The organism is Geoalkalibacter subterraneus, from assembly GCF_000827125.1.
In the GTDB taxonomy this organism is placed as follows: Bacteria; Desulfobacterota; Desulfuromonadia; order Desulfuromonadales; family Geoalkalibacteraceae; genus Geoalkalibacter_A; species Geoalkalibacter_A subterraneus.
This window is the reverse complement of record NZ_CP010312.1, coordinates 100,708-124,817: the sequence shown is the minus strand read 5'-3', so window position 1 is coordinate 124,817 and position 24,110 is coordinate 100,708. Positions and strand designations below refer to the sequence as shown.

The 24,110-nt window shown below is 50.0% G+C and carries 31 protein-coding genes; 3 read left to right on the top strand and 28 right to left on the bottom strand.

The window, feature by feature from the left end; genetic code table 11:
* Nucleotides 1-9: 9 nt before the first annotated feature.
* From GSUB_RS17010 to GSUB_RS19255, 10 genes are all read right to left on the bottom strand, one after another.
* Nucleotides 10-444, bottom strand: coding sequence for a hypothetical protein (locus GSUB_RS17010; protein ID WP_040202823.1), 435 nt, complete (start codon nt 442-444; stop codon nt 10-12).
* A complete protein-coding gene (locus GSUB_RS17005; protein ID WP_040202821.1) occupies nt 441-1,775 on the bottom strand; it encodes a restriction endonuclease subunit S in 1,335 nt (444 codons plus the stop codon). The genes GSUB_RS17010 and GSUB_RS17005 overlap by 4 nt, the downstream gene beginning before the upstream one ends.
* Complete coding sequence (locus GSUB_RS17000) at nt 1,772-3,607, bottom strand: type I restriction-modification system subunit M (RefSeq protein ID WP_040202820.1); 1,836 nt, start codon at nt 3,605-3,607, stop codon at nt 1,772-1,774. The genes GSUB_RS17005 and GSUB_RS17000 overlap by 4 nt, the downstream gene beginning before the upstream one ends.
* Before the next feature lie 62 nt (nt 3,608-3,669).
* Nucleotides 3,670-3,918, bottom strand: coding sequence for a hypothetical protein (locus GSUB_RS19260; RefSeq protein ID WP_144402109.1), 249 nt, complete (start codon nt 3,916-3,918; stop codon nt 3,670-3,672).
* The gene (locus GSUB_RS16995) at nt 3,905-4,096 is read right to left on the bottom strand and encodes a hypothetical protein (RefSeq protein WP_040202819.1); all 192 of its coding nucleotides are present in this window, start codon (nt 4,094-4,096) and stop codon (nt 3,905-3,907) included. Before GSUB_RS16995 ends, GSUB_RS19260 begins: the two co-directional genes overlap by 14 nt.
* A gap of 134 nt (nt 4,097-4,230) precedes the next feature.
* Nucleotides 4,231-4,560 carry a hypothetical protein gene (locus tag GSUB_RS16990; RefSeq protein ID WP_040202817.1) on the bottom strand — a complete coding sequence of 110 codons (330 nt, stop codon included), beginning with the start codon at nt 4,558-4,560 and terminating at the stop codon, nt 4,231-4,233.
* A 94-nt stretch (nt 4,561-4,654) separates the two neighbouring features.
* Entirely contained in the window at nt 4,655-6,751 is a 2,097-nt protein-coding gene (locus GSUB_RS16985; RefSeq protein ID WP_052465119.1) for a helicase-related protein, read from the bottom strand.
* 142 nt (nt 6,752-6,893) lie between these two features.
* A complete protein-coding gene (locus GSUB_RS18350; protein ID WP_052465118.1) occupies nt 6,894-8,180 on the bottom strand; it encodes an antA/AntB antirepressor family protein in 1,287 nt (428 codons plus the stop codon).
* 2 nt (nt 8,181-8,182) lie between these two features.
* The gene (gene mobI, locus GSUB_RS16975) at nt 8,183-8,659 is read right to left on the bottom strand and encodes a conjugative transfer protein MobI(A/C) (RefSeq protein ID WP_040202816.1); all 477 of its coding nucleotides are present in this window, start codon (nt 8,657-8,659) and stop codon (nt 8,183-8,185) included.
* 295 nt (nt 8,660-8,954) lie between these two features.
* Nucleotides 8,955-9,341, bottom strand: coding sequence for a hypothetical protein (locus tag GSUB_RS19255; protein ID WP_144402107.1), 387 nt, complete (start codon nt 9,339-9,341; stop codon nt 8,955-8,957).
* A gap of 64 nt (nt 9,342-9,405) precedes the next feature.
* On the opposite strand from GSUB_RS19255, the gene GSUB_RS16965 reads away from it, so the two are divergent.
* Nucleotides 9,406-10,380 carry a ParM/StbA family protein gene (locus tag GSUB_RS16965; RefSeq protein WP_040202812.1) on the top strand — a complete coding sequence of 325 codons (975 nt, stop codon included), beginning with the start codon at nt 9,406-9,408 and terminating at the stop codon, nt 10,378-10,380.
* Nucleotides 10,381-10,685: 305 nt separating this feature from the next.
* Nucleotides 10,686-11,183: a thermonuclease family protein gene (locus GSUB_RS16955; protein WP_144402106.1), complete on the top strand. Its 498-nt coding sequence runs from the start codon at nt 10,686-10,688 to the stop codon at nt 11,181-11,183.
* 47 nt (nt 11,184-11,230) lie between these two features.
* On the opposite strand, the gene GSUB_RS19920 is transcribed toward GSUB_RS16955, so the two are convergent.
* The 12 genes from GSUB_RS19920 to GSUB_RS18860 all read right to left on the bottom strand — a co-directional run bounded on the left by GSUB_RS19920 (nt 11,231) and on the right by GSUB_RS18860 (nt 17,123).
* Nucleotides 11,231-11,359, bottom strand: a complete 129-nt coding sequence (locus GSUB_RS19920; RefSeq protein WP_268747580.1) for a hypothetical protein — start codon at nt 11,357-11,359, stop codon at nt 11,231-11,233.
* A gap of 226 nt (nt 11,360-11,585) precedes the next feature.
* Nucleotides 11,586-11,912 carry a hypothetical protein gene (locus GSUB_RS16950; protein ID WP_040202810.1) on the bottom strand — a complete coding sequence of 109 codons (327 nt, stop codon included), beginning with the start codon at nt 11,910-11,912 and terminating at the stop codon, nt 11,586-11,588.
* Between the two features lie 255 nt (nt 11,913-12,167).
* Complete coding sequence (locus GSUB_RS19915) at nt 12,168-12,299, bottom strand: hypothetical protein (protein WP_268747579.1); 132 nt, start codon at nt 12,297-12,299, stop codon at nt 12,168-12,170.
* A 368-nt stretch (nt 12,300-12,667) separates the two neighbouring features.
* On the bottom strand, nt 12,668-13,189 hold the full coding sequence (locus tag GSUB_RS16945; RefSeq protein ID WP_040202809.1) for a hypothetical protein: 522 nt from the start codon (nt 13,187-13,189) through the stop codon (nt 12,668-12,670).
* 17 nt (nt 13,190-13,206) lie between these two features.
* The gene (locus GSUB_RS16940) at nt 13,207-13,980 is read right to left on the bottom strand and encodes a ParA family protein (protein ID WP_040202808.1); all 774 of its coding nucleotides are present in this window, start codon (nt 13,978-13,980) and stop codon (nt 13,207-13,209) included.
* A 380-nt stretch (nt 13,981-14,360) separates the two neighbouring features.
* Nucleotides 14,361-14,822: a MauE/DoxX family redox-associated membrane protein gene (locus GSUB_RS16935; RefSeq protein ID WP_084212241.1), complete on the bottom strand. Its 462-nt coding sequence runs from the start codon at nt 14,820-14,822 to the stop codon at nt 14,361-14,363.
* Nucleotides 14,794-14,955, bottom strand: a complete 162-nt coding sequence (locus tag GSUB_RS19495; protein WP_158414132.1) for a hypothetical protein — start codon at nt 14,953-14,955, stop codon at nt 14,794-14,796. The genes GSUB_RS16935 and GSUB_RS19495 overlap by 29 nt, the downstream gene beginning before the upstream one ends.
* 57 nt (nt 14,956-15,012) lie before the next feature.
* Nucleotides 15,013-15,297: a hypothetical protein gene (locus GSUB_RS19965; protein ID WP_040202807.1), complete on the bottom strand. Its 285-nt coding sequence runs from the start codon at nt 15,295-15,297 to the stop codon at nt 15,013-15,015.
* A gap of 176 nt (nt 15,298-15,473) precedes the next feature.
* Nucleotides 15,474-15,998, bottom strand: coding sequence for a FlhC family transcriptional regulator (locus tag GSUB_RS16925; protein WP_040202806.1), 525 nt, complete (start codon nt 15,996-15,998; stop codon nt 15,474-15,476).
* Nucleotides 15,976-16,329 (bottom strand): flagellar transcriptional regulator FlhD, encoded by a 354-nt coding sequence (locus GSUB_RS16920; protein WP_040202805.1) that lies wholly within the window; start codon nt 16,327-16,329, stop codon nt 15,976-15,978. Before GSUB_RS16920 ends, GSUB_RS16925 begins: the two co-directional genes overlap by 23 nt.
* A gap of 16 nt (nt 16,330-16,345) precedes the next feature.
* Complete coding sequence (locus GSUB_RS19250; RefSeq protein ID WP_158414131.1) at nt 16,346-16,786, bottom strand: lysozyme family protein; 441 nt, start codon at nt 16,784-16,786, stop codon at nt 16,346-16,348.
* Between the two features lie 100 nt (nt 16,787-16,886).
* A complete protein-coding gene (locus tag GSUB_RS18860) occupies nt 16,887-17,123 on the bottom strand; it encodes a helix-turn-helix domain-containing protein (protein WP_235269967.1) in 237 nt (78 codons plus the stop codon).
* 157 nt (nt 17,124-17,280) lie between these two features.
* Here GSUB_RS18860 and GSUB_RS18855 point away from each other — a divergent pair, with 157 nt between their 5' ends.
* On the top strand, nt 17,281-18,021 hold the full coding sequence (locus GSUB_RS18855; protein WP_158414130.1) for an XRE family transcriptional regulator: 741 nt from the start codon (nt 17,281-17,283) through the stop codon (nt 18,019-18,021).
* A gap of 167 nt (nt 18,022-18,188) precedes the next feature.
* Here GSUB_RS18855 and GSUB_RS16905 read toward each other — a convergent pair whose 3' ends face one another.
* From GSUB_RS16905 to GSUB_RS16880, 6 genes are all read right to left on the bottom strand, one after another.
* Nucleotides 18,189-19,346 carry a hypothetical protein gene (locus tag GSUB_RS16905; RefSeq protein WP_040202803.1) on the bottom strand — a complete coding sequence of 386 codons (1,158 nt, stop codon included), beginning with the start codon at nt 19,344-19,346 and terminating at the stop codon, nt 18,189-18,191.
* Nucleotides 19,343-20,665, bottom strand: coding sequence for a hypothetical protein (locus GSUB_RS16900; protein WP_040202802.1), 1,323 nt, complete (start codon nt 20,663-20,665; stop codon nt 19,343-19,345). Before GSUB_RS16900 ends, GSUB_RS16905 begins: the two co-directional genes overlap by 4 nt.
* Nucleotides 20,662-21,174 carry a metal-dependent hydrolase gene (locus GSUB_RS16895; protein ID WP_052465115.1) on the bottom strand — a complete coding sequence of 171 codons (513 nt, stop codon included), beginning with the start codon at nt 21,172-21,174 and terminating at the stop codon, nt 20,662-20,664. Before GSUB_RS16895 ends, GSUB_RS16900 begins: the two co-directional genes overlap by 4 nt.
* Before the next feature lie 12 nt (nt 21,175-21,186).
* Nucleotides 21,187-21,672 (bottom strand): hypothetical protein, encoded by a 486-nt coding sequence (locus GSUB_RS16890; protein ID WP_040202801.1) that lies wholly within the window; start codon nt 21,670-21,672, stop codon nt 21,187-21,189.
* Between the two features lie 287 nt (nt 21,673-21,959).
* A complete protein-coding gene (locus GSUB_RS16885) occupies nt 21,960-22,775 on the bottom strand; it encodes a M48 family metallopeptidase (RefSeq protein WP_158414129.1) in 816 nt (271 codons plus the stop codon).
* 174 nt (nt 22,776-22,949) lie between these two features.
* Nucleotides 22,950-24,083 carry a DUF7146 domain-containing protein gene (locus GSUB_RS16880; protein WP_052465114.1) on the bottom strand — a complete coding sequence of 378 codons (1,134 nt, stop codon included), beginning with the start codon at nt 24,081-24,083 and terminating at the stop codon, nt 22,950-22,952.
* Nucleotides 24,084-24,110: the final 27 nt, after the last annotated feature.

The following is a 24,110-nucleotide window of genomic DNA, read 5'->3' as shown; positions in this document are numbered from 1 at the left end:
TCCCCTCGCTTATAACCCGAGAAACTTTTTGAAGGCAGACCAGCCGAGGTCTTTCATCAGCTTCTCAAGGGTATTGGAAAATTCCCTGTTTTCCTTCTCGAACCGCAATCTGGCCCCGGTTTTGAAACCAAAATGGCGGAACAAGTGTTCAATAGAAGATTGTTCATCGTCCATGTCGCCAACAGCGACCCAATGTTGTACCGCGACGATAATTTCATGTTCGGCGATCTGGAGGCCCGAAACCTCGGACTCGTTTGATGGGTTTCCCTGCCAACGAACCCGGATGAGACTGAGATCATCATCTCCATCTGGATCTATGTAAGGGAGAAACAAGGTCCCGTCTGTAATTCTTTCCGCAGCGAACGTACCGTCAATTTTCTTGTGCTGAAAATGGGCCAAGTTCGCCAGGAAAGATACTATCCTTTCGCTCAAAGTTCTTCTCATGCCGGGCAATACCCTCTCACATCAATCTTCCCCGTCACCGCCGCCGAGATCATGGCCGTGCGGCGCTCTTTCATCAACTCGATGGCGTGTTGGGCTTCCTCGATCAGAGCGTCGATTTTGGTGGTTTCGCAATCGAGGAAGACGAGTATTGCGTCAAGTTCTTGAGGTGGTGGTACGGCAATCCGGATCGATCCAACAGTGTCTGTATTGAGGTTGAGTTGAGTCCCCATTTTCCCGAGGCCACCGTAACAAATACTCGCCTCAAATATTCTATAAAGCCACTGTTGGTCAATCTCCAGACGAGGAAAATAAACGAATCCGTCATGGATACAAGCCTTCATTCCTGTTATACAAGGTTTTCCGACCGACCCAGCAATACTGAGAAAAAGACTTCCCTTGTCAAGTTTGACACTCAGAGAACTGCCCAATTCAGATAACCGTTGAGTGGTATCAGTAAGCAATCCATTTGAAGCTGTAACATCTGCTATGCGAACCCAGGCGTATTCTCCATCATCATCAAAGTATTTAGGGTCATCTATCGGACGGGGTGATGCGCCTCGCTGGACAGGAGACAAGAACTTGATGGAAACAACTTTCCACCCTTCCGGCACCTCGCCCAGCCACTCCACCCCGGAATCCTTCATCCTCGCATTGGGATCAAGCCCCTTGGTGACGGCATGGGAGATTACCGCCTGGCGCTTTTCCTTGAGCAGCCCTATGAGCTTTTCCTGCTCGGCCACCAAAGCGTCGATCTTGCCGGTTTCGTGGTCGAGGAAGGCGGCGATGGTGCGTTGTTCGGGGAGAGTAGGGAATGTGAACTGCTCCATAAGGTATGACTGGGAATCAATGTTCTGTATCCCCGTTGTTTGCTTTATTGATGGAAAGTTTACACGACCGGCATAGAGGTGGCTGAACACGTAAAGTAAGAATTTACTGTCCCAATTTTCCTTGGGAGTCATCTTGGCCAGGAAATTAGATGTTACGGCGCTGTAGTCCTTGTCGAAAAGGACAACACAACCCACAAGTGTTTTTTCACCGCCACCTGATTTTTCCATCAGAAGGTCGCCAACTTTTAACAATCGAGGTTGGCTATCTTTTTCAGAAATAGCTCTATAGGTGAGCTTTTCGTCGCTAATACAGAGCTTTGTCCTATCGAAGTCGGCTACACGCAGAACAATAATGTCATTTTCGCCATCGGGTTCGTCTCCCCAAATGCCGTTTACGCAACCATTGACACACCTCTTGATCGCGTGTTCAGTCCAATGCGCCGGCACCTCGCCCAGCCACTCCACCCCGGAATCCTTGTATTTCTCGTAACGCGGGAAGCTCATGCCGACAACTCCCCGATCATGCGGACGATATTGTCCGTGACAACCTTCAGCTCTGTGTCGATTTCGGACAGGGAGCGCGGCGGCTCGAACACATAGAAGTGCCGGTTGAAGGGGATCTCGTAGCCGACCTTGGTCTTGTCGTGGTCAATCCAGGCGTCCGGCGCGTGCGGCAGGACTTCGCGCTTGAAGTATGCCTCCACGTCTTCGGCCAGAGGCACGTTCTCGGTATCGCGCAGACTCGAATCAGGCTGCCGCTGTCCTTTGGTCTTACCCCGTTGTCCGAGGACGACATGGCCTTTCTCGTCGCGCAAGGGTCGCTCGACGGTAATGGTGTGGTAGCCGAAATCCCGGCTCTTGAAAATCCTGGAAATCGGCACGACCTTGACCTTGCCGCCTTCGGGGGCCTGCGGTTCCTTCTCGCCGGGATAAAGCACCTGACGGGCCGCTTCCTTGCCGTCGGCATCCAAAACAGTCGCCAGTCGGGCCTCGGTGAACTCGCCAAAAATCCGGGTGACCTCGTCGATCTGCTCCTGGTTCATCTCCTTGCGCTTACTGCCCAGGCTTTTTCGCATCTTCTGCCAAAAACTCGAAGCGTCGATCAGTTGCACCAGCCCCTTGCGGTGGTCGGGCTTGCGGTTGGAACAAATCCAGACGTAGGTGGAAATGCCGGTGTTGTAGAACATATCCGTGGGCAGGGCGACGATAGCCTCGACCAGATCGTTTTCCAGCATGTAGCGGCGTATTTCGCTCTCGCCGGAACCGGCCCCGCCGGTAAACAGGGGCGAACCGTTGAGAACGATGCCGAACCGGCTGCCGCCGTCCTTGGCCGGGCGCATCTTACTGACCAGATGCAGCAAAAAGAGCATCGAGCCGTCGGAGACCCGGGGCAGGCCGGGGCCGAAGCGCCCGTTGAAGCCCTTCTTCTCATGTTCGTCGGTAACAACCTTCTGCACCTTCTTCCACTCCACCCCGAAAGGCGGATTGGAGAGCATATAGTCGAAGCGGGTATGAGGGAAACCGTCGTCGGAGAGGGTGTTGCCGGCCACCATGTTGCTGATGTCCTGCCCCTTAATCAGCAGGTCGGCCTTGGCGATGGCGTAGGATTCGTCGTTGAGTTCCTGGCCGTGCATGGTCAGACGGGCTTTCGGGTTCAATTCCGCCAGGTACTCCCCGGCCTCCGAGAGCATCCCGGCCGTTCCCGCCGTCGGATCATAGATGGTCCGCACGACCCCCGGTTTGGACAACACGTCGTCGTCCTCGACGAAGATCAGGTTGACCATGAGCCGGATAACTTCGCGGGGCGTGAAATGCTCCCCGGCCGTCTCGTTGGAGATCTCCGAAAAACGCCGGATCAGCTCCTCGAAAACCAGCCCCATTTGGGCGTTGCTGACGCTATCCGGGTGCAGGTTGATGGTAAGGAATTTTTCGGTGATGAGATAAAGCAGACCGGCTTTGGATAACCGTTCGATCTGGGTATAGAAATCGAACCGCTCGAAAATGTCCCGAACCGCCGGAGAGAATGCCTGGATGTAGGCGAAGAGGTTTTCCTTGATGTGATCCTGATCCCCCATGAGCTTCTTCATGTCGAAGGGGGAGACGTTGTAGAAAGCCTGGCCGGTCTTACGCAGGATGAACGGCTCGGGATTGATCCCGGCCTTTTTCTTGTCCTCATATTCCCTGAGAACGTCGTCCTTGGTCTTTTCCAGAACGCAGTCCAAGCGGCGAAGCACGGTGAACGGCAGAACCACCTTGCCGTATTCGGACTGCTTGTAGTCGCCCCGGAGCAGATCGGCGACCGACCAAATGAAAGAAGATAAGGCTTGTTGATTCATGGACCCCTCACAAGGTTACGGGCGTCCTTGTCCTACTCGGACGCCGCGTATTAACAGGACATTCAGCCAATATTGGCTTCTTCCGGCGCGGGAAATTCAACGCCAGATTCCAATGTCGTAGCCGATGATAACACGGGTGATTCAACAGTCAATTCCATTTTTTGATGGAATGATAGTTTTTTCAGGAAGGGACTTTCAACAGTAGATTCCAGAGACCCTTTATTTTTTGCAAAATTATTTTCACCTTTCCGCCACGCTTGGCGGGGACTCCGTAAAAATTCCTGATATATTCCATGCTCATTCGTCCACATCCAGTAATCCGGCTTCCCAGACAATCGACAGAATGTCGTCGATAAACTCGATATCCGCCGTTTGCAGGTCGCCGTTTCTTTCCCGGTATTCGTCCCTGATTTTTTCAAGGCAAGACGGGTCAAAGATCCACCCAGCAGTTGCGTCTTTTTCGTCAGATAATTTCAGTTTCACTTCCACTTTTCATCTCCGTCACATAATCAAGTCAATTAACCGGAACGGCTACGCCAGCGCGGTTATCTTTAGCGTTGCCACGATTGATTTTTGAGTCGTTCGTTCTCAGCACTCAACCCAGCAGTCATACAAACATCGCCTCACTCCTTTTCCACGAATTTGCGCATTTTCTGCATGTGGCTATCGCTGACGATATAGGCAGTAGTCCCTGCTGGCCCTTTAATACTGGCACAGTGAGTCACCCACTTAATCAGATCCCTGGCCTCTTTAAGTTCCCTTTTCTCTTCAGTCATGCGCTCAGCTGCGAGTTCGGCGCGGAGTCGCTCAATGATTATATCTCTATGGGCCAGTTCAGCCGCAATGCGATGTTTTCCATGTAGTGCTTCTCTTGTCATTGCGTCATTGTGCCTATCAAAATAGACACCCTGTTCGCCTGTATTTCTCGTTGCGTATTGTTTATCAGTTTTCATCCCTAACTCTTCGCTCAATTCTGTCCTGCTGGACATTGTTATCGGTTTCAGGTGTGGTTGGAAGATCTGTTGTGAGACGAAACATCTGTCTTCTTCAGAAATTGACCGCTGGTTTTTTCACCTGTCGCGGTGCGACGCTGGTGTGGGTCTGGTATCCGGGCTCATGGTTTCTTTTCAGCTTGGCCTCACCTAAAAGTTCAGGCTTTTGTTCGGCTCCAGGAGATGCTTTTTTCATCACCAGGTTGATCATCTCGTCAAGGATTTCTATTTTAACGCCGCGGCCAAACAGAAATGTTTCGTCGGCGCCACTTTGCTTTGTGGAGTCTCGCCCCATATCGCCCGCGCCTCGCAATTTAAGATCCCATTCGGCAACTTCAAATCCATCCTGGGTTCTCTCCAGAACCTCTAGTCTCTCAAGGGTTGCAGGCTTTACCTCGATCGGCAGGTAGAGGTCGCACCACCCCTGCCCTCCTGTTCTGGCCACGCGCCCGCGCAGCTGATGAAGCTGAGTCAGCCCGTATCGATCAGGCCTTACGATGACGATCCGACGCAGGCGAGGCAGGTTGATGCCCACCTCCACGACGCTGGTTGCAATCAATATCTGTGCTCGGTCTTCTTTAAGATCTGCTATCGCTGCATTTTTCTGATCGGGAGGCATCTGTCCGTGGCAGTGTCTTACCTTGTCCGGGAAAATACGATTCCACTGGACGAAAGCCTCTTCCACGCTTTGGGCTCCACTGTCTTGCCGCCCGCTGCTGTTTTTTTCGTCCTGCTCGCGCAGAGGGTAGACGACCAGCACCTGATCTCCGGCAGTAAGGGTTTGCCGGATGCGCGCAAACAGGTCGGGTTTCTCGAAGCTATACCAGATTCGCGTATCAATTTGTTTGGGCGTGTGAGGTCGGGTGAGTTTCCAGACCTTGATAATCCCATAACGCAAAAGTGCCTGGGTGCGAGGGATGGGCGTGGCGGTCACTTCAATCAGATTGGTCTGTCCTTCCACCAACATAACCTCTCGTTGCTCGCGGCTGAGCTTTTGCTGCTCATCAACGACAACAAGATCCGGCACCCAGTCCGACCCAGACAGTCTGTGCAGCAAGGCGGTTGTGCCGACAAGAATCGAGGCGTCAGGTATTTCGCCTTTATCAGCTCCGGTGATGGTGTGGATGGAGATGTCAGGCCACCAGCTGCGAAGATCGTTTGCGATCTGCTCGGCCAGGACTTGATTGGGAAGAAGAACCGCCGCTCGCCCTGCCCTGTCGGCAACGGCTGCACAGGCCAGCGCGTAGGTGGCAGTCTTCCCCGTACCGACATCTCCGGTCAGGATGCCGTGCAAGGCGGTATGCGATCGCAGGCCATCGAGCATGCCTTCTACTGCAACCTGCTGTTCATCGGTCAAAGGAAAGGGGATAGAGCTTGCCCGAGGTCTCCAGCAGCCGGCATCAATTTGGCTGAAAGCCTTGGCTGCAGGTTTTACCGCCTTAGCCTGAAGGATGACGCCAAGTGCGGCCAGACGCTCCAATCCTCTTTGAGCCTTAACCCCTTCTTGGAAGTTCCTTGGGAGATGTGCTTTGTAAAGAATGTCCTCAAGGCTTGTGCCGTCGTGAAAACCGGCGATTCTGATAAGTTCTTCAGGAGGCCCGACCTCTTTCAGGACTTCTTCTAACCAGAAAGCGGCGTTGGGGAGTGCTTCTTTCAACAACGCCAGGATTCGACTTCTTGCCGTTTCCGGCCCAATGACTCGAACCTTGCCGGGATACTTCGGGCGAAGCCGGCCGGCCCAGGCTGGATGTACCAGTTCAGCGTTGCGCAGAAAAATGCGAGACCCTGAAAGACTGATCGTCCCGTAAAGGTAGACCGTCTGGTTGCCTGCTTTTTTAAGCTGCTCCTCAAGCTTGCGTGTGTCGCCAAACTGAGAGAATCCAATGCGGTTGCCCTGCCCGTCAAGCAGAGAACCATTAAGGCGCGGAACTTTTGAATTGCGGCCCGAGTCAAATTTTACCTTCGGCTTGGATTCAAGCCTGCCGCAAACCAGGTAAGGATCTCCATCCAGCAGAGGCTGAGAAAAATCACTCAGCACGCAGGTCATGTCATCCCAGGAAGAAGGCAGCAGGAAAGCTGTTTGCCATGTCTTCTTAAGACCGAAGGCGCTAAGACGCCCTAAAGCTTTTTTTTCCGATTCCTGTGGAGACATTGTTTGCGTCCTTTTGAAAGATTAATCTCAGTCAAGACTACATCTTTTCCCGTTGATTGTCAATATTTCCACCCGTTTTATATTTTTTTTCTTTCTCAAACAATGACACCACCCTTCTTGCCTTAACATTTTCAAGGTTTCATCAGTCACTTCTCAAGGTTTTGATGAATTCAGGGATACTTTCCAAGGGGATCGAGATCTGAAGTTGTCCCTGCTTACCCTGGCTTGAGAGTTCCACGCTTATCGAGTCGCACTCGGACAGCCTGGATAGTAAGGAGTCTAAGGAGGTATCCAAGTTCACAGTCTTGCCGACCTCATGCTCCTGGGGAAGCAGGTGGAGTCTTTGTTGGGGCAGAGCGTGGCGTCGGGGTTTTATGTCTCGCTGATGTCGAAGAAAGTCTTCCATTCTCGGGTGGCGGATAACACCACAATGATAGTGGCGACTATTGACGAACTTGAGAAGACCATCGTTGCGCCATGACGGGTCGTACTGGTTGACCTCAAAGCAGCGTTGGCATTCGCTGATCTGATACTTGAACATGGGCACATCACCTTGGCGCAGTTGGTAGATGCTGCGGATGTCGAAGTGGTACAACAAGCTTCGTTCCACAAAGTCAGACAAGGACTCGGCATAGTCGGGGCAACAGTATTTGCCCAAGGACTTCAGTCGGGTTCTGATGTCGTTGATCAGGTCTTGGCCCAGGCGCCGAGGGTCGTTTGGGGAGCCGGGGGCCGGTAGAGCCGATTCTATTCGGTAGCGTTTTTCTATGTCGATGAAATATTGCCGAACGGTGTGGGCGACCCGTCCCTTGGACATCATGGCGATATGTTTGGCGGCATCCAGTGAGAGAAGGTAGTCTGTGCGAGGGCGTCCTACGAAGTTTTGGACCTTAAGGTCCAAAACTTCGATCTCTCTATAATCACGACCCTTTTCTAGATTTATTTTCTTAAAGTTAGATCTAATCCAAATCGAAAAGGACTTTTTTATTTTCAAGGTTTCATAAAGAGTCCTGGCATCTATACAAGGAGTGTCGTGAAGGTCAAAGACTTGCTCACCTCCAGAGACCGGGGCGGGCAAGAGCCTACCCATCTCTTCGCGTGACGGAATATCCTCGTCCTCGTCCTCTTCCGTCATTCCATGTGGCGGTTCCTTTTCCAGTATCTTTGCTGCAGCCTTGGTGAAAAACAGGCATTCCATTGTCCTACGACGACGCGATGAGCGGGATTCATAGATAACGAAGTCCTCCTCCCTCTTCAGCTTGCACCTCTTTATTTCTCGGGGCAGCCAGACGACGAAGGGCTTTTCCGAGCCTTTTGCCGCATGGATTTTACGCCCGTTGATTCCCGTGAAAATCCCGTCTGGTGTCTCAATTGTTTCAACTTCATTCACCAAAACCTCTGCCATTTCCCCTGCCATTTCCCCTGCCATTTTCAACCCTCCGTCGTTTCTTGTTTATCAGCCTGTAGTTTGGCCATCTGCCGCTCCGATGTTTTTAACGCTGATCTGGCCTTGCTTAAACCTGCAAAGTCTGTCCTGATCACAGCGAACTCTTTTTCGTATTCAAGAACCCTCTCCATTTCCCAATCCCTGCAGTGCTTTTTCAAAGGTCCTTCGCTATACATAGTCTTTCCCGCAGGCTTTTTGATTTGCGTGCTAAAAACCTTCCATTCATCCTTTCCCTGCTCGTTTAGCCCTTTAACGAAGGAGTTAAAAAACCAGTCTATCGTCAGAGTTCCGTTTCTATACCTGGTCCTCACACCGATTCTGCTGCGATTATTTTTGTCCTGTTTGTTTTCTTCAGCCATATTTTCTTTCCAGAATCTATCCACCTTGACCCTGGCATTTTCATAGAGGTCCTCGATACAGTCTTCGATATCTTTTTTGATCCTTGCTCTTTTGCTGTCCATGCTGTTTCCTTTCCCCAAATGACTATCTGTTGGGAACGAAGTAAATTTTCCCAAAATTAGGCCCAGCATTCAGTTAGTTTATTTTTGGGTAAATTTTTTTTATTCCCATAATAGTTAAACTAGTAATGAATTTTGTTTTTGACGTAAATTCTTTCCCAAAATATTTTGTCCGAATATAAGTCACCATTTTACATTTTTTGATTTTTTCCCATAATATTAAGGACAATATCTACCAAAAACCAATTTATTCAATTTCCCCAAAATATTTTGCATAATATAGACTAACTCCTTTCTGTTAAAATTTGTCTTCCCATAATATTAAGGATATTTTGTTTCTTGTTTCTTCTGTATTTATTCTCCCAAAATATTTTGCAAAGATTTTTTGTTTGTTTTTCTTACAGATTATTCCCAAAACATTCGAGAGTTTCTTGATTCCTGCCATTTTTTTAATTTTTCTCAAAATATTTTGCCTCTTCATTCTTCCGGAAAACAGCATACCCGTCCTTATTTCATTTTTTACCTTCGAAAAAGGGCTCAAAATGACCTTTTTCGAGGGTAGATTGTGCTCGCGTTTCTGGATAATAGGGTTCGAAGGCCCGAGGGCCCATTTGGGCCCTCTAGAGGGCCCATTTGGGCCCTCGGGTACAGAAGCACCCTTTCCGTCTCTAAAGCGAGGGCCCATTTGGGCCCTCTAGCGGGCCCATTTGGGCCCTCCCACTTTTAGCGTCTTACAAGGAGGAAGAAAAATGTTTGTCGTAGGAATCGATATTGGCTACAGCAATCTAAAAGTGTGTAGCGGGGAAGCTTCAGGATCGCTTGTTTCTCAGGTTTTTCCGGTGGGCGCGGCCCCGCAGGAGTGTTTTGCCGGCAGCGTGAACGGCAACAGCGATGGATTTTGCGTCAAGGTCGAGGAGAAGAAGTATATCTCCTGCGTGGAGCCAGACAAACTGGCGAATTGGCAAAGAGCACTGCATGAGGAGTATGCGACAACTCCCACATACAAGGCCCTTTTCCTGGGAGGCCTGATGTCGACCCAGCGCGAAGTTGTCGATAGCCTGGTGACCGGATTGCCTGTCAGTCATTTCCAGGAACCGGGACGCAAGGAGAACCTGGCGAGGCGACTCAATGGTGTCCATACCATCGATGACCACAGAATTATCGATATCCGCAACGTGGAAGTGATCCCGCAGCCGGTTGGTTGTTATTTTGACGTTGCGGTGGCGACAGGGCGCGAGGAAGAATTTATCGACGCTGACATTTTGGTGATCGATCCAGGCTTTTTTTCCGTCGATTGGGTTTTGATCAGCGGCAATGACGTGCAGTATCGTTTCTCGGGGTCTTCGGTCCAGGCAACATCCATGCTGCTGGAAAGCGCAGCCGAGAAGATCGGGGCCGATCATGATGCGAAAGTTACGGTCGAGAAAATAGAGAAGGCGATCCGCGCCCAGCGAGAAACCATTCGCATCTTCGGCAACCGAGTTCCCTACGCACCCTACCTCAACAAAGCGGCGGAGACGATGGGCGCAACCGTGATGGATACGGTCAAAACCTCTCTTCGCTCCAAGGCCGGCGATGTCGATATTGTTATCCTGGCCGGAGGCGGTGCGCAGTATTACCGCGACGCAGTGAGCGCAACTTTTCCGAAAGCCGAGATCCTTCTTCCCTCAGAGCCTGTCCTGACAAATGCAAGAGGCTACTGGTACTACGGGCTGCCCGCATAAGCTGGTTGGGTAAATTTCTTTTAAGCTCTTATGCGAAAAAGGCAATCCAATGGCCGATAACATAATTATTGTAAAAGTCAGACTGTCCCCGGAGGGCAACCCCGAGCTTTACGAAACGATTTGCGGGCTGCCGCGGGGACATCGATCTGAGAGGTTAAAAGATTTGGCGTTTCTCGGGATGACGGTTATGCAGAAGAAGTTGACGGTCGGAGGCAATTCTGCCGAACCCGACAAGAAGCAGGAACAAAATCCCCGGCCCAAGCTCAACGCCATGAAGAAATCTTTGCGGATTGGAGGTTAGAGAAGTGTGGAGAAAGTTTTTTGCCATGTGTTTTTTTCTTGTTTTTATCCTGTCTTCATCCCCGGCGTTTGCCGGGGTTACTGTAAGGGTTATCAGGGTTTTAGATGGAGATACTTTGACAATATCTCACCAAGATAGTTCTTATCGTGTGAACTTGGTCGGGATTGACGCTCCGGAGAAAGGCCAACCTTTTAACCGGCAGGGTAAACAATTTCTTTTAAGTATGGTGGCTCAGAAAGATGTGGTACTCGAACATTATGGCGCGGATCAAGAGGGCAATATCATCGGGGAGGTCTTTCTTGAAGATGGAAGAAGCCTGAATCGTCTTCTGCTCGAAAAAGGCCTGGCTTGGAATAGTTCAGACGATGAAGCTTTGTCGAAGCTCCAGGAAGAAGCCAAGAGGCAGAAGAAGGGGTTGTGGCAGATCGAGGACCCTACCCCTCCTTGGGAGTATCGTGAGATGCTTTTGCGTGAGAAGGAAGGGACTGATCGGTTTTTTTAGACAAAAAAAGGCCGGCCAAGGTATAAACCTCAGCCGGCCTTTTTCTCTTAGGCGGCGACCTGCTTGGCGCCTGCCTGCATTTTTCTCCATTTTTCAGTGCGGAGGTCTTTGATTTTTTTCTCAACCATTGCGTGGTTTGAGACAATTTTCCTCAGAATGGCATGTGTGCTGGTCATATCAGTACCCTCCTCCCATGGTCGCTGCAAGGAAAACAATGGCGAAACCGAGGGAAGACAGCACGATAATTCTGCGCACCCATCCTTCTTCAATTTTAAACATGATAAAACTCCTTTCCGTTGGGGTGACTGTTTTTATGTGGTTGGTCGCTGGCTCGTTGTCTCCAGCAGAAGTGAAGACAACGAGCCAGCGACCAACCAAACAGTCAGCCGCTGGGAAAGAAGTTTAAATTATTTCGGGAACAATCAGGTCCCTTGACTCTTCTTCCTCAAAAGAGGAGGTAGAGTCATTCTCAACTTCTTCTTTTTTGCCATCCAAAAGAAGGACAGAGGAAGATGTTGATGAATATTGTTTTCTGCGGATAAAGGCAGGAACTTCAAGCTCCCGCATTTCATCCGGCGATAGAGCTGGCTTCCAGCCCTCTTTCGGGGGCTGGAAGGGGGTAATTACCCCCTTGGGATGGACCCGCCGATTGGCGGGCCTGGTTTCCTTCTTGAGGAAAGCGAGAAGGAAACCAAGAGCAACCATCACCACGACCATTTCGTTGGACATGTTTCTCTCCCTTCCGAGGGAGAGACCCCAAGGTAGGGATTTCTCCCTCCTTGAGGTTAAAAGTTGACATCCTCCCGGCCCTGAAGCGACAGGGATTCCAAGGATCGACGGCTGCGGCCTGCACAGGGCAGGTCTTACGCAGCCTCCCCTTCCAGGCGATGCCCCGCCTGGTGAGCGAAAAGGCGCAAGCCTTCGCGCTCGATAATAAAAGCACCCACCCTTAGAAAAGGATGGATGCTTCTCAGGAAATTTCCCTTATTGAGGGAAGATTTCCTCGATCGCGGCTGTTCTAGTTTCCGCAGCAGCAGAAACCATTTCCGTCGCTGATTTTCCAGCAACGGAGATTGCGACGACCGCAATCGCAATAATTACAAAAAATACTTTCATGACGCCTCCTTCCCGGCCGCACTTTCCGGGGAAAAAGAAAACCCGGGAGTGCGAGACCCGGGTCGGTTAAGCAAGTCCCGGGGAGAGAAGGCGTACTTTTCCCCCTGCGGGAAAAGTCACAGACTCTCCCCGGAGGGAATTTTTATGCTGGTTGCTTTTAAGAGGCCAGCTACCTCTTATGTTCCTTAAAAGCGCAAGGCTTTCAAGGAACCGCTCTGATCAGGGCGCAATGCCTGAACAGAAGTGATCCCTCGATGCAATATCGAGAAGATCTAACCTTTATGGACGCAATGTCATAAAGGTGAATATGGTGCAACTATAACAGAAAAAAATATTGTCAGCCCCCTAAATAAGGTCAAGATACTGCCTTATTTATGGATTTTTTCGAAAACTTTCTCCATTTCATCCGCTTTGGACCCGAAAACCTCGATAACATGCTTGCCGGCCAAATGCCAGAATTCGGTGCGATTCGTTACTTTTTGCCCGTCGATTGTGAAAAAAGGGCTTGCGACCAGTTCGTCCACCTTGCGTCGCAAATCACGGTCCAAATTAAACCCTTCATAGATCGCCCGTTCTCGCACGGTCTTTTTTTTTCCTTCACGCTCAGAATCCTGTTGTGCACTCCCCTGCACTGACTTCTCATCTGGCTTCTTGTGTGAGGAAGAAGGCTTTTTTTGAACCACTTTTTCAGCACGGGGCGCAGGCTTTGTCTTTTTCCTTGGTTGAGGTGCTTTCGGCTTTTCGTCTTGTTTTTCTTCTGGCTGGACTTCTGTTACCTCTTCGTCGAGATATTTCTTTATTTCTTCGGGCGAATGTTTGTGCCGGGCAAACATTGCGCCCAGGCTGTTTTTCACCTCTTCCCGCGAACTTTTTTTCTCTTGAGCTGTCATCGTCTCCTCCGAGGCGTCTATTTATAGCGTCCTTCAAGACGTGCAAGGGTTTCAAGGCAAACACGCTTATACGCCCTGGCACCGCTCGATGATGGGGCGAATTGATAAATCGACCTACCCACCGATGCCGTTGCTTCAAGCGGAGCACTGGTTGGTACAACGGCGTCAAAAACCTGGCTTTTGTAGAATTTCCTCAACTCTGCCAGAAGATCTTTGCTCAAATTTTTCCGTGCATCATAGAAAGTTGGCAAAACGCCAAGGATTTTTGGAGCGGGGATTCCCGTTTCGGGCTCTATCCGGTCAAGCATGTCGAAAATCTGGACAACTCCTGCAGCTCCGAACGAATGAAGCTGTGCGGGGATAATAACGTGAGTCGCTGCAAGCAAAGCGTTTGTCGTTAGCAGGTCGAGAGCCGGCGGGCAGTCGATAATGCAGAAATCATATTGCTCTTGCACGGATTTAAGGGCTTTGGCCAGTTTAAGCTCGATCATCATTTTCCCGGCCAAAGCACGCTCGGTTTGATACATCGCAGGCAATGATCGGGCCACATCAAACCCTTGAGGGGATGAGACAATAATTTCAGACAGCGCTTTATTGTCGACAAAAACCGAGAAAAGCGATTGGCCAACATCATCAGTGGGAACCGCTGCCCCTAAACTGAAATTGTATTGTGGGTCGACATCGACCCCGAGAACTCTATGTCCCAGGTTCGCAAGCCCGGCCGACAGAGCCAGCGCTGTTGTCGTTTTGGCGACCCCGCCCTTCTGTGACGCAATGGCGACAATATCCACAAAAAACCTCCTTTTGAAGGCGAAAGTAATTAGGCATGCCAAAAACACATACCATATATACTAAACAAAAGCAAGGATAAACAAATCAAAGCAAAAGATGCTATACACGTTTAAACAAGTTTAAATTCAATTAAAATGAAAAGATTTAAACAACTTCAAACACATTTAAACAAGTATCTTTTAGATGTGTACGGCCAACCATGCAAACAAGCTAAGCTCCGGCCATGTTTTCGGTTGGATGGGCTTGTATGAGCTGATTTGAATGGTACGCGCGACATTCCATATAAACTAAACTAAACAAACTTGAACCCAATTAAACCCATTTAAACAAATAAAGAATAAACGTGTCCTATTTAATCCTAAATGGTTTGATTTAAATTTTAAGTTCCTGAACTTTCCCGCCGGACAGCAGAAAGGGAGGCAAAGGCGATAACGGCCATGATAACGAGATCTCGTAGGAGAGCTGAGGAGACAGAGGTTGGATCGGAGGTTGTGGCCGAGGAAAAACACCCGCAGTCGATATTTATCCCTCGAATAATCAAGCTGGACAACGCGACCATAAATACGCCATTAAGCACCGCCAGTGTCGCAAGTGCAGCTCCGCGCCAGGGCCTCAGAAGAACCAGCAGCCCTGCTCCGATTTCAACGTAGGGTAGGGTAGCGGCGACAAAAGGGACCATCTGTATGGGCAGGATCTGGTAGGCCGCGATCGACTCTGTAAGCCCCGCAACATCAAGAGCCTTAAGGACTCCGGCATATACGAAAATGCTGCCTGCAGCAATTGCGCTCAGAAAAGAGATGCGTGAGATAGTCTTAGAAGTTTTCAAGCAGCGAATCAACATCTTGTTGTCCCTGGCACTGCGAGGGCTGCGCAAGTTCTTGTCCGGATTTGCAGAGATAGTCGAGGTTGACCAGCCCCCCTATGACTGCCGAACAGGCGAAAATTGCTGTCATCTTGGCAATCGTCTGAATCATGGAAAACACCTCCAGGTAACCCACTACTTCAGTAATGGGAGGAATGGAGCTACGCCGTCAGGCGTATGAATAGCCATCCGCTTTATGCAGCAGCCGGCAATGTCGCCAGCCGATGCCTTGAAGGGTAGCTACCTCCGTTTTGATGTTGAATGAGCCGGTAGCGCGAACCGCTACCCGCCCGACGTAAGTCCCTGCTTTCCTTCCCGCTACTACAACCGCCTTAACAATGTCGCCGGTTGTTATCAAGAACGAATACTTGTTGCATACTGTTACCGTACTTTCTCCACTTACGCGGGTGATGTTTCCCTCGCCAATGTTATCCAGCGGTTTGTCGGCAACCACACCGACTTAACCCCTTACGTCTGTTTAATGGTTGCCCGTAGAGCCTGGGGCTGGGAAATGCACTCCAGGGTACCTATGTATTCGCCGGTAACGTAGCTGAAAGACCTGTGGGGCTTTCAGCTGAGGCTGGTCAGGTTAGGGCTTGCAAGCCCTCGACTTTAGTCGTGGGTTCCTGACTACTCAGCCCTGTTTTTCTTGTTTTTGTCTCCAAGGTTTTTACAGAAGGGACAGCTGTGAAGCAGGCTGTTTGTGAGCGAGAAAAGGTAGTCCATCCCACACTTCGGACAATATTTTGTTTCAATATTTCGGGTGCGCAGGTCTCGAGCAATAAACCATGCAACGGAAAAATCGATACTCTCCGTGCAGCCGGCGCCGCAGACCTTTTGATAAAAGTCAAAACCTCTCAGAACGTCTCGGGCAGGACTTGTTTTAAAGATATCGGCTTCAGCGACTTTTCGGTAACAGTGGTAAAAAATGGTCGCCTGCGAAGCGTGGATAACCTTTTTGATCACGTTTAAGGAGGAGTCTGGCAATAGGCCTGACGGCGGGCGTTTGCCATGGATTGAGTAGTACATGTCCCTGACGGCATCGCGAGGGAGGTTGGTGCTGGCAATAACGATAGGCGGGCGTGCGCCACGCACGATCATTTGCTCTGCGACTTGCCAGACCGAGATATCTTTAACAATCTGCGAAACCTTCACCGCCCTTGTCCTCCTCTTGAAGTGCCGCCGCAACAGTCATGAAACTGATGGTTTCTGCCGTTTTACGGGCATCGAACCGCGAGGTTCTGATCGCATCAGCAATCCGTTTCCAGTGCCGCTCCATCAATCGGAACGTGAAAGGCATAATCGGCAGGTGCTCAACCATCTCTTCGACCTCTTCGATGGTCATATCCTTTAGCTTGCGACGAATCTGGTAGGGGACTCCAGTGACAGTGTGGGCGTAATCGGAGTCTTCACGCTCCATTTCCCGCACAAGCATTAGATATCGTCTGTTCAGGGTCTTGATGTCGCGCTCGTACTTTGTGTCCACAGTTCTTACTCCCTCTTTAATAATTTTGCGCCCGCAGGGTTTGGGCTAGACTAACAACCTTAATTCCATAGGGTCTGGCAAGGTGGTCGCGCCAGGAGTGATATCTTCCGACCCCCAGGATCAAATCATGAGGGGATGATTCGAGAGTTTCTTTGAGGATTTGTGCTGCAACCTGCAGATTAGTGGTGAAGTCGAGGAGGTCTTCAGGGTGATTGACTCTGTGCCCGTGGTAATGCAGATTGACCTGCAGCATGCCGACGTCAATGATCTTGGTTTTTTTGCTCATCTGCGCCAGCATTTGAGCTGCTTCTTTGCGTGTCGCAGGATAATGACCTTTGCCGGTTACATTGAGCGTCCACGGCCACGGTCTGATAAGGCCATCCTCCCAGGTCTTCGCTGATTCCGTTAGGGCCACAGAGTAAAGAAGGTAGGGGTCCAGCCCGTATTTTTCGGACACTTGGCCCCAGATCGTAGGTGCAAGTCCTAGAGGATCTTCTTGAGCAGCCGCATTATTGCAACACAATATAGCGCAAGCCAACAATATTGTGAAGATCGTTTTAGCGACTATTTTTATGACGTCCCCACTCATCATATCGTTCCGGCCAGATTTGTTCGGGAGAATACCCCATCTCTTCAGCAATTGCTTTTTCCATGCGAGGATACGGACGACAAAGAGCACGCCGGGGAGCTTCCCTGGAGACCCCTAATTTCTTGGCGATCTTGGCGAAACTGCTTCCCTGTCGCCCCAGTTGGTATTTAATCCATGCGTTCTTTTCTTCAGGATCTTTAAACATAATGCGCATAATATATTTATTTAGTGTTGGATTGTCAACAATAAATAGCGCAGACTGTAAAAAATATTTTCTTTTTAAACGGAGTATGCTATATAAAAAGGAAAGAATTTTTATCTTAAAATTGTTTTTCGTTAATTTTCAGAGGAGGCGTAACTCTGTGGTATCTGTGTCGCAACGAGATAATTCAATAAGCGCAGAAAGCCGCAATGATTTTGCGAAAAGACTGGGCCAGGTAATGGACGAGCGCGACATCAGTGTGCGTGAATTGGCGCGGCTTTCAAAGACGAGTGAAAGTGTGCTCAGGCGGTATCGTTCAGGAGCGTCTGAGCCGACACGCCCAGTTATTATCGCTTTGGCCAAGGCCCTGGGATGTAACCCGGGCTGGCTTGCATTTGGTGAAGAATCCCTGGTTTCACTTCGCAAACAAATGGAAGATGATGAGTTTTTTCCTCTGCCTTATCTCGACCATCCTTTGGTTGTTCATAGCCAACGAGAAAAACATCACAATTGCGAGAAAAGGGCACGCACCATCCGCTGGAGCAGAGATTTTCTTTCGGCTTTTTGTGACAATGGCGACCCGAAGGAAAATCTTTTCCTTTACTGTATGGACGGTGACTGCATGGAACCTCAATTGCGTAACGGCAATATGCTCATTGCACAGCGGGCGGAGGGAGGGGATTTCACACGAGACGGGATTTATATTCTTGGCAGCGGCGGGGCCATCATCGTTCGCAGGCTCCAGCGACAGGGCGACCGGGTTGGAATTTTGTCCGACAATAAACGCTATAATGATTACGAAGTAAGTTTGTCAGATATTGTCGGTCCTGACGATGACATGAACAACGAATCGAAATTTGTTCTTTTCGGCAGAGTCGTTTTTGTCGGCCACGCGATCTGACCGACTCGCAAACAGAAACACAAAAGCCGAGATTCTAAGATCTCGGCTTTTTGTGTTTGAAGAATGCCGAGCTCATTTCCCCTGCTAGGCGTTCGCCATGAGGTGGGTCTAGCGAGGCGGTTTTTCCGTTGTTCCTTGCGACTGAATGCTTTAGTCGTGGGAGTATGTCAAATATTCTGTGTGTTTGGCAGACTCAAACCATCCTGGTAAGCCTCCACAATATCCTGTGTATCTTGGACTTCGAATGGGATCCTCACAATCAGGTCCTTTTTAGTCGCAACGACAATCTCTGTGGATTTCGGATAAGCCCCATTGCTTCCATAATAGTACGACCCTGGCTTCAAGGGCGCCGTCTCGATAAAACGGTTGGGTGAGCGGTTGTTTTTTTCATCAACAGGTTTCCACCCGACAAAGCCCTCGAAGTCGGCCGAGTCGTTTCTTTCGGCGAAATGCTCGAATTTTTTCCCCGAGAACGGAACCATGATGGCGTTTTTATGAAAACCTATACTTAAACTGTGCCCTCCGATTTCAATAACACCCTCTACCACTGGGGCAAGGTAGGGCTTTAGGCTTCGGTGAACGTAGCGGGGCTCAACATTGGTATAGAGTTTTTGCCCGTAGCCTTTAGAAACTCGCGGATTAAAATCAAGGCAGGTCCCGTCGTAAGCAGTATAGCCGTAAAATCCTTCAGTGATGGTATTGGGACCCGGTGTCTCCTTTAGACTCTCAATCACTCTCCAATATCGATCCCAGAAAAGATCATTCCTTGAAATTTTCACCAAAAAATAGCCTCGAATCGAGTCTGCGCCCACATCGCTAACCCTATATCCAGCCTTTGTGAATCTGTATCCTTTTTCCAACAGATGTTCTTTATCTCCGACCAGTTCGGATAGGATGGCAGCCGCATTGCTGAGCTTTTCTTGAGAGTGATCGGCGATAGCGAGATCGCTTATCTTTTCTTCAAAAGAGAAACCTGGCGCTTCAGCATCAGTTTTCTGGATCTGACGGGTATCGACTGTCACATCAAGCGTAAGATGCACCCGGTCGTTTATTTTTTCTTCGAACAAGACGGTATAATCAACAATGTAGCCGCTGCTAACCATCCTGGTCTCGCTTTGCAGACTTTGAGAGTTTTTTATTTTGTTTCGGCTGTAGACATAGACCCCGAACACATCGTTGACGGCCAAATCGAAGCAGTTTTTCAAGGCTTCATTTTTGTCTTGACCGCTGCACGCGACACTGATTTCTGTGAGGCCTCCATTCTGAGCATTGCTCAAGCTCGGCAGAGTGCAAAGCAGGGCAATCAGGATCAGTGTTTTTTTCATCGATCGCCTCCATGATGGTTTTTTGCCAGATAGGCACGCAGGGTAATATCTGCAACCGGCCGATCGCTTCGCCAGCGAATCTTGGCGTCGGTGACTTTGGCCCGGACGTGTCCTTCAGAGGTGCTGACAATTTTAGCGGCCACTAAAGAGCCGTCTTCGATCTGCTGTCTGGTTTGGATCTGCATGCCCTCTATCTTCTCGACAAGCTTGGCATAAGCCAGGGTTCTTGCTGTTTTAACTGCCATAGAGACGACATCTTCGACAGTATCGTAACCGGATGGATCCACGGATCCAGTTGCGCTGACTTCGATAAAATCGTGAAATTCTCCAGAGGCCAGAAAGGAGGGTTCCCCGACAACCGTCAGTGTAACTTTTTGTGAATAATCCTCCGCCTGCTCTCCGTTTGGCAGAACAGGCGCAACTTTCAATGAGTAGGTGCCTGGATAAGCTGCAGGAGCAATGTTGCAGAAGGCCACAGACTTATCTTTGCTTCGACAAGCCACTTTTTTCCCCGATGGCAGCTCCAGCGAGATATCAACTCCGGGGACAGTCGGCTGTCCCTGATGCAAAATTGAAACAGCGACTTCCGAATTCGTTCTCTTGTCCGGAACTTTTATCTGCTTGCTTTTCAGTTCGAAGCTAACATCAATCAGCACCTGCTGGTACAACCCCTCAAGAATGGGCCTGTTTTCGGGGAGATTCTCTCCCGGCCAGGCAGCAATCATCTGCTCGTAGGCTGTGCAAACCTGCCGTGCAAGGGTCAGTGCCCGCGCAACATCGTGCTGCGCAATAGCGTCGGAAAATGCTCTTCGAACCTTTTTGTAGGGTGCGTAAGCCTGGTCCTGCAGCCTTTTTCTCTCGTTTTTCAACCTATCGATTTCCCGGGACGGAACAAATACTTTGACGTAAGCAATCCTGCTGCTTTCGTCGGCAGGAATCAGGGCCCAGTCCTGTTGTTCGATGCGCTCGATAAACCCTTGAGTCGCAATGGCTGTTTTCTCGATGGTTTCGTTTTGCGCCTGATGGTCCTGGTCGGACATTCGTTCTGTCGCAACGATCCGGGTGTAGGTGTCAATGTGCATCCCCGCAAAGCGCAATGTCTGCTGCAGTGCATGGAGCAGTGCGCCATCGCGTGCGCTTCGCTCGTCGCTACTGGGATAGCTTACACCCACGACAACCAGACCCTCGGGGGTTTCTACCAGAGGAGATTTGATCCATTCCGGAGGCGATTTCAGGCCTAACGGAACCGAGCATCCGCCGGAGGTGGCAAGCAGGATCAAAAGACAGAAAACCAGTTTTTGCAGATTGAAGAATTTCATATCTTGAAATCTCTCAAGAAATCGGCGGCCCACTGTTTTCCGGCAAGAAAAATCAGGACAGAGAGTACCAGAAGAAAAATTGTTTCAAAAAAACCGCCGGTCGCAAAGGCCCACGGAGCCCTGTATCTTTTCTCGCAGGGCCACAAAAGAGGGACCCCGGAGTTAGTGTTCCAATCCCCGAAAAGATGAGCCACAAATCCGACAAAAAAGGCAAGAACCCACGTGAGCCCGTATTGAGGATGGAAAAGCCAGAAAACTCCAACGGAACCAAGAGCCGCAGCAAGAAGAGAGTGCGTAAAACCGCGATGCCGTGCGATAAAGAGCAACGGCACCGATAAAAACATCAGACGCTTTCCGATCCAGCTGCGGGGTTCGTCAATATCCGGGGCCACGCTGCCCAAGGTTGCTGCCGCAATTGTGACCGCGTTGACCGCCAAGACCTGGGGGAATGCCTGGGCCAGAGCAAGATAGGCGGCAATACCGGTGAGTGCGTGTGTTGGAGCCATCATGATTTTTGCCTCTTAGAAGCGGTCTTTAGGGATTTTTACCCGGACAAAAGCTTTCCAAAGCGTGTCAGGGCCCTTTCGCCAGTTCTCCAGATACCACTCATCGACCTGCATCTTGTTCAGAACCTGATCGGTACTTATCTTCAAAACTCCATCGATGGAAACATTGGGATCCTGAATTCCTGATTCGGTGCCGCCACCGGTTGTGGACTCTGCGTACTGTCCTTCGACGTGGCGGGAGAGAAAGAGTGCAGCCTGTTGGGCTGCGTTGGCTTCAGCGTTGACTCGCGCACCGCGCTCAGTGGAATGATACAAGGACTGTCCGACGAAAACGTACTCATCGCCTTCATCGATATCCGGAGCTTCAACGCTCCATCCAGGGCGCTCATCGTGAGTCGACCAGATAATTGAGTCTCCGATAGGGGCCGGAGGGTAGGTGGTGGAACATGCGCATACTGCAAGCGCGGGAATGAGGGCCAGTAGAATTTTGATTTTTTTCATATCGTTCTCCTTTTGTTTTTAGCTAAGGCTACATTCATTTTTATTTTTTGTCAAGAGTTTTAATTTATATTTCTACCTTATGGTTTTATTTGAAAAGGATTTTGTCACAAATTAACTTTTAGAATCCACGAGAATTCCGTTTTTCTTTAAATTCGACAGTAAAAAGGCCCTTTTCGGCAGTACGGAAGCCCTTTTTCTCATCTATACTGCCAGCCATCCAAAACACGCACACCATCTTCAGTGGAGCGCCGCTCCACCAGAAGGCCCTTCTTCTTTGTAATGCCCGGCTAAATTGCCGGGCTTTTTTTGTGTTTTTCCAGAAGACGTATTCTTCTCTTGGTGCAAGGGTGTGTGTTTAGCCCAAGAAGAGGTGGCTTTTTTTGATTCAATTTATGCAAAGCGCTTATGGCGGGTTCATAACCGACAGTCTCGGCTGCGACCTTATCGCAGCGCAACTCCATTCGTCGGGAGATCATCGAATCGAGGACGTTGAAGATAAAAAGTGATGTTTTAAGGGTAAAGGAGGAGAGGATAGATATCAGATTCAGAGGGAAGATAAGAATAAGGATGATTAACTTTGAGCCAGGCACAAAACGCAGGAAAGAAAGCGATCGGGCAATAAGAGATAGAATAAAGTTTCGAATACGACATCCGAAAATAATGGACCGAGAGCCAGAGGTCATCAACGTCAAGGCTTTTGCGTCTTTATATTTTATGTGCGCCGCTTCATGGCTTAAGACCCACAGAATTTCGGCAATGTGGAAGTGATTAATCAGTCCTGCTGAGACGATAACCGCTTTTTTCCATCCGGCTTCATAAGCGAAGGCATTAAGGGTATGGGTTTCGGCAATAAAAAGGGGAGGTGGTTCAATGTTGAGCATAGTGCAGATGTTTTGCCAGTGTTTGGCGAGCACGGATTCTTTATCGACTTTTTTAAGATTTGTTCCCGGAAAGATTTTTTTGAGTCGGTATTTCAAAGGCGAAATAGAAAATATAAAATATTGCAGAAACACAAGAAGGATTGCTGCAGCACCTCCTGCAAGCAGCATCTCGTTTAACTGCGGAGGAGCATTTAGTGATGCGTGGATATCGAAGAAACTCAACCCATCCAAGATAAATGTGGCCCCATATTTCCAGAGGGCCCAAACGAGGAGCAGTGAGAGCCCAAAGGTTAGACCCCACCCGGAGAACAACGACAAAAAAACAAGAGACAGCCTGAGACAAGAGAGCATTAATTTCCCCCAAAAGAAAAGGGCGCCCGAAGGCGCCCTTTGTGTTTATCCAGCCTTTTTGATCAATTGCTTGATTGATTTCAGGCTGTAGATTCCAGAGAAACCGTACTTGGCAACGATATCGAGCCAGTCGATGCTTTTCTTGTTTTCTGGGATCGGTTCTCCAGGCAGAAGTCCAACCGCCTGGATGCCTACCTTCTTTTTGAGTTCCTTTGCGGCCTTTTGGCCGGCCTCTGACCGGTCTTTGTCAGCCCAGATGCAAAGAAGCACAACCTCACTGGGAGGTTCGAAATTTTCCAGAATTGATGCAGAGATGGTTGCCCACACCGGCATCTCATCCGACCCCTGTTGGACGGCAAGAGCGGTTTCTATGCCCTCAGCGACCCCAAGAGTCCTCTCCTTGGTAAGTGGACCCAGCCGGATAGCTGCGCCCCTCAAGGTTCTATCCGAAGGATAGGCCATGAGTTTTTTGGGAGAGGGAACCGGCGCTTTAAACCCTTCATCGGTAAGATATATCCGGTGAAGAGTCACAGGTGCGCCGTCGGGGGCCTGCACCATGGCAACCAGTGCAGGGAATACCCCGATTTTTTCACCTTCCTCGTAGTAGGGAAGGTAGGGGTGGCAACGCAAAGTTTGGGGAAGATTTCGCACCTTAAGGCCTCTGCGTGCCAGATAGAGCCGTGCTGGCTCTGCCTGGGGGTGGTCGATCGCAACACTGTTGCTCCAGACCTCATTGAGCCCCCTGCGAAGCGTCTGATCGTCTTTTTTGCGTTTCGCTTCTTTTTCGGCTCGCTCTTTTGCAAGCCTTTCTTGCTCCCTGGGGTCGTTGCGCCGCTTGGCCCGTTCCTCCCGTTCTTTCTGGTCGGTCAAGCCAAGGTAGCTGCCAACTTCCTGCAGGGCATCGGGAAAGCTCCAGCCGTTTTTAGCCATGAGCAGGGCAAACCCGTCACCCCATTTTCCGCAGGAGCAAATGGCCCCACCGGTTTCGGCGACATCCTTGAAAAACCGGAAGTCGTTCTTGCCGCCGTGACTCGGCATGGGGCAATCTACATGTTTTCCGACCCGCTGGAGTGCCGGGTCGAAGCCGGAAGCCAGAGAGCTGAGAATCGATTCCCAGCGACCACGGGCCTCCCTTCTTACTTCGTCGGCATCCAGGTGGATGCGGTTTGTTTTCGACATGGATTTCTCCTTTCAGGCCCCAGGATG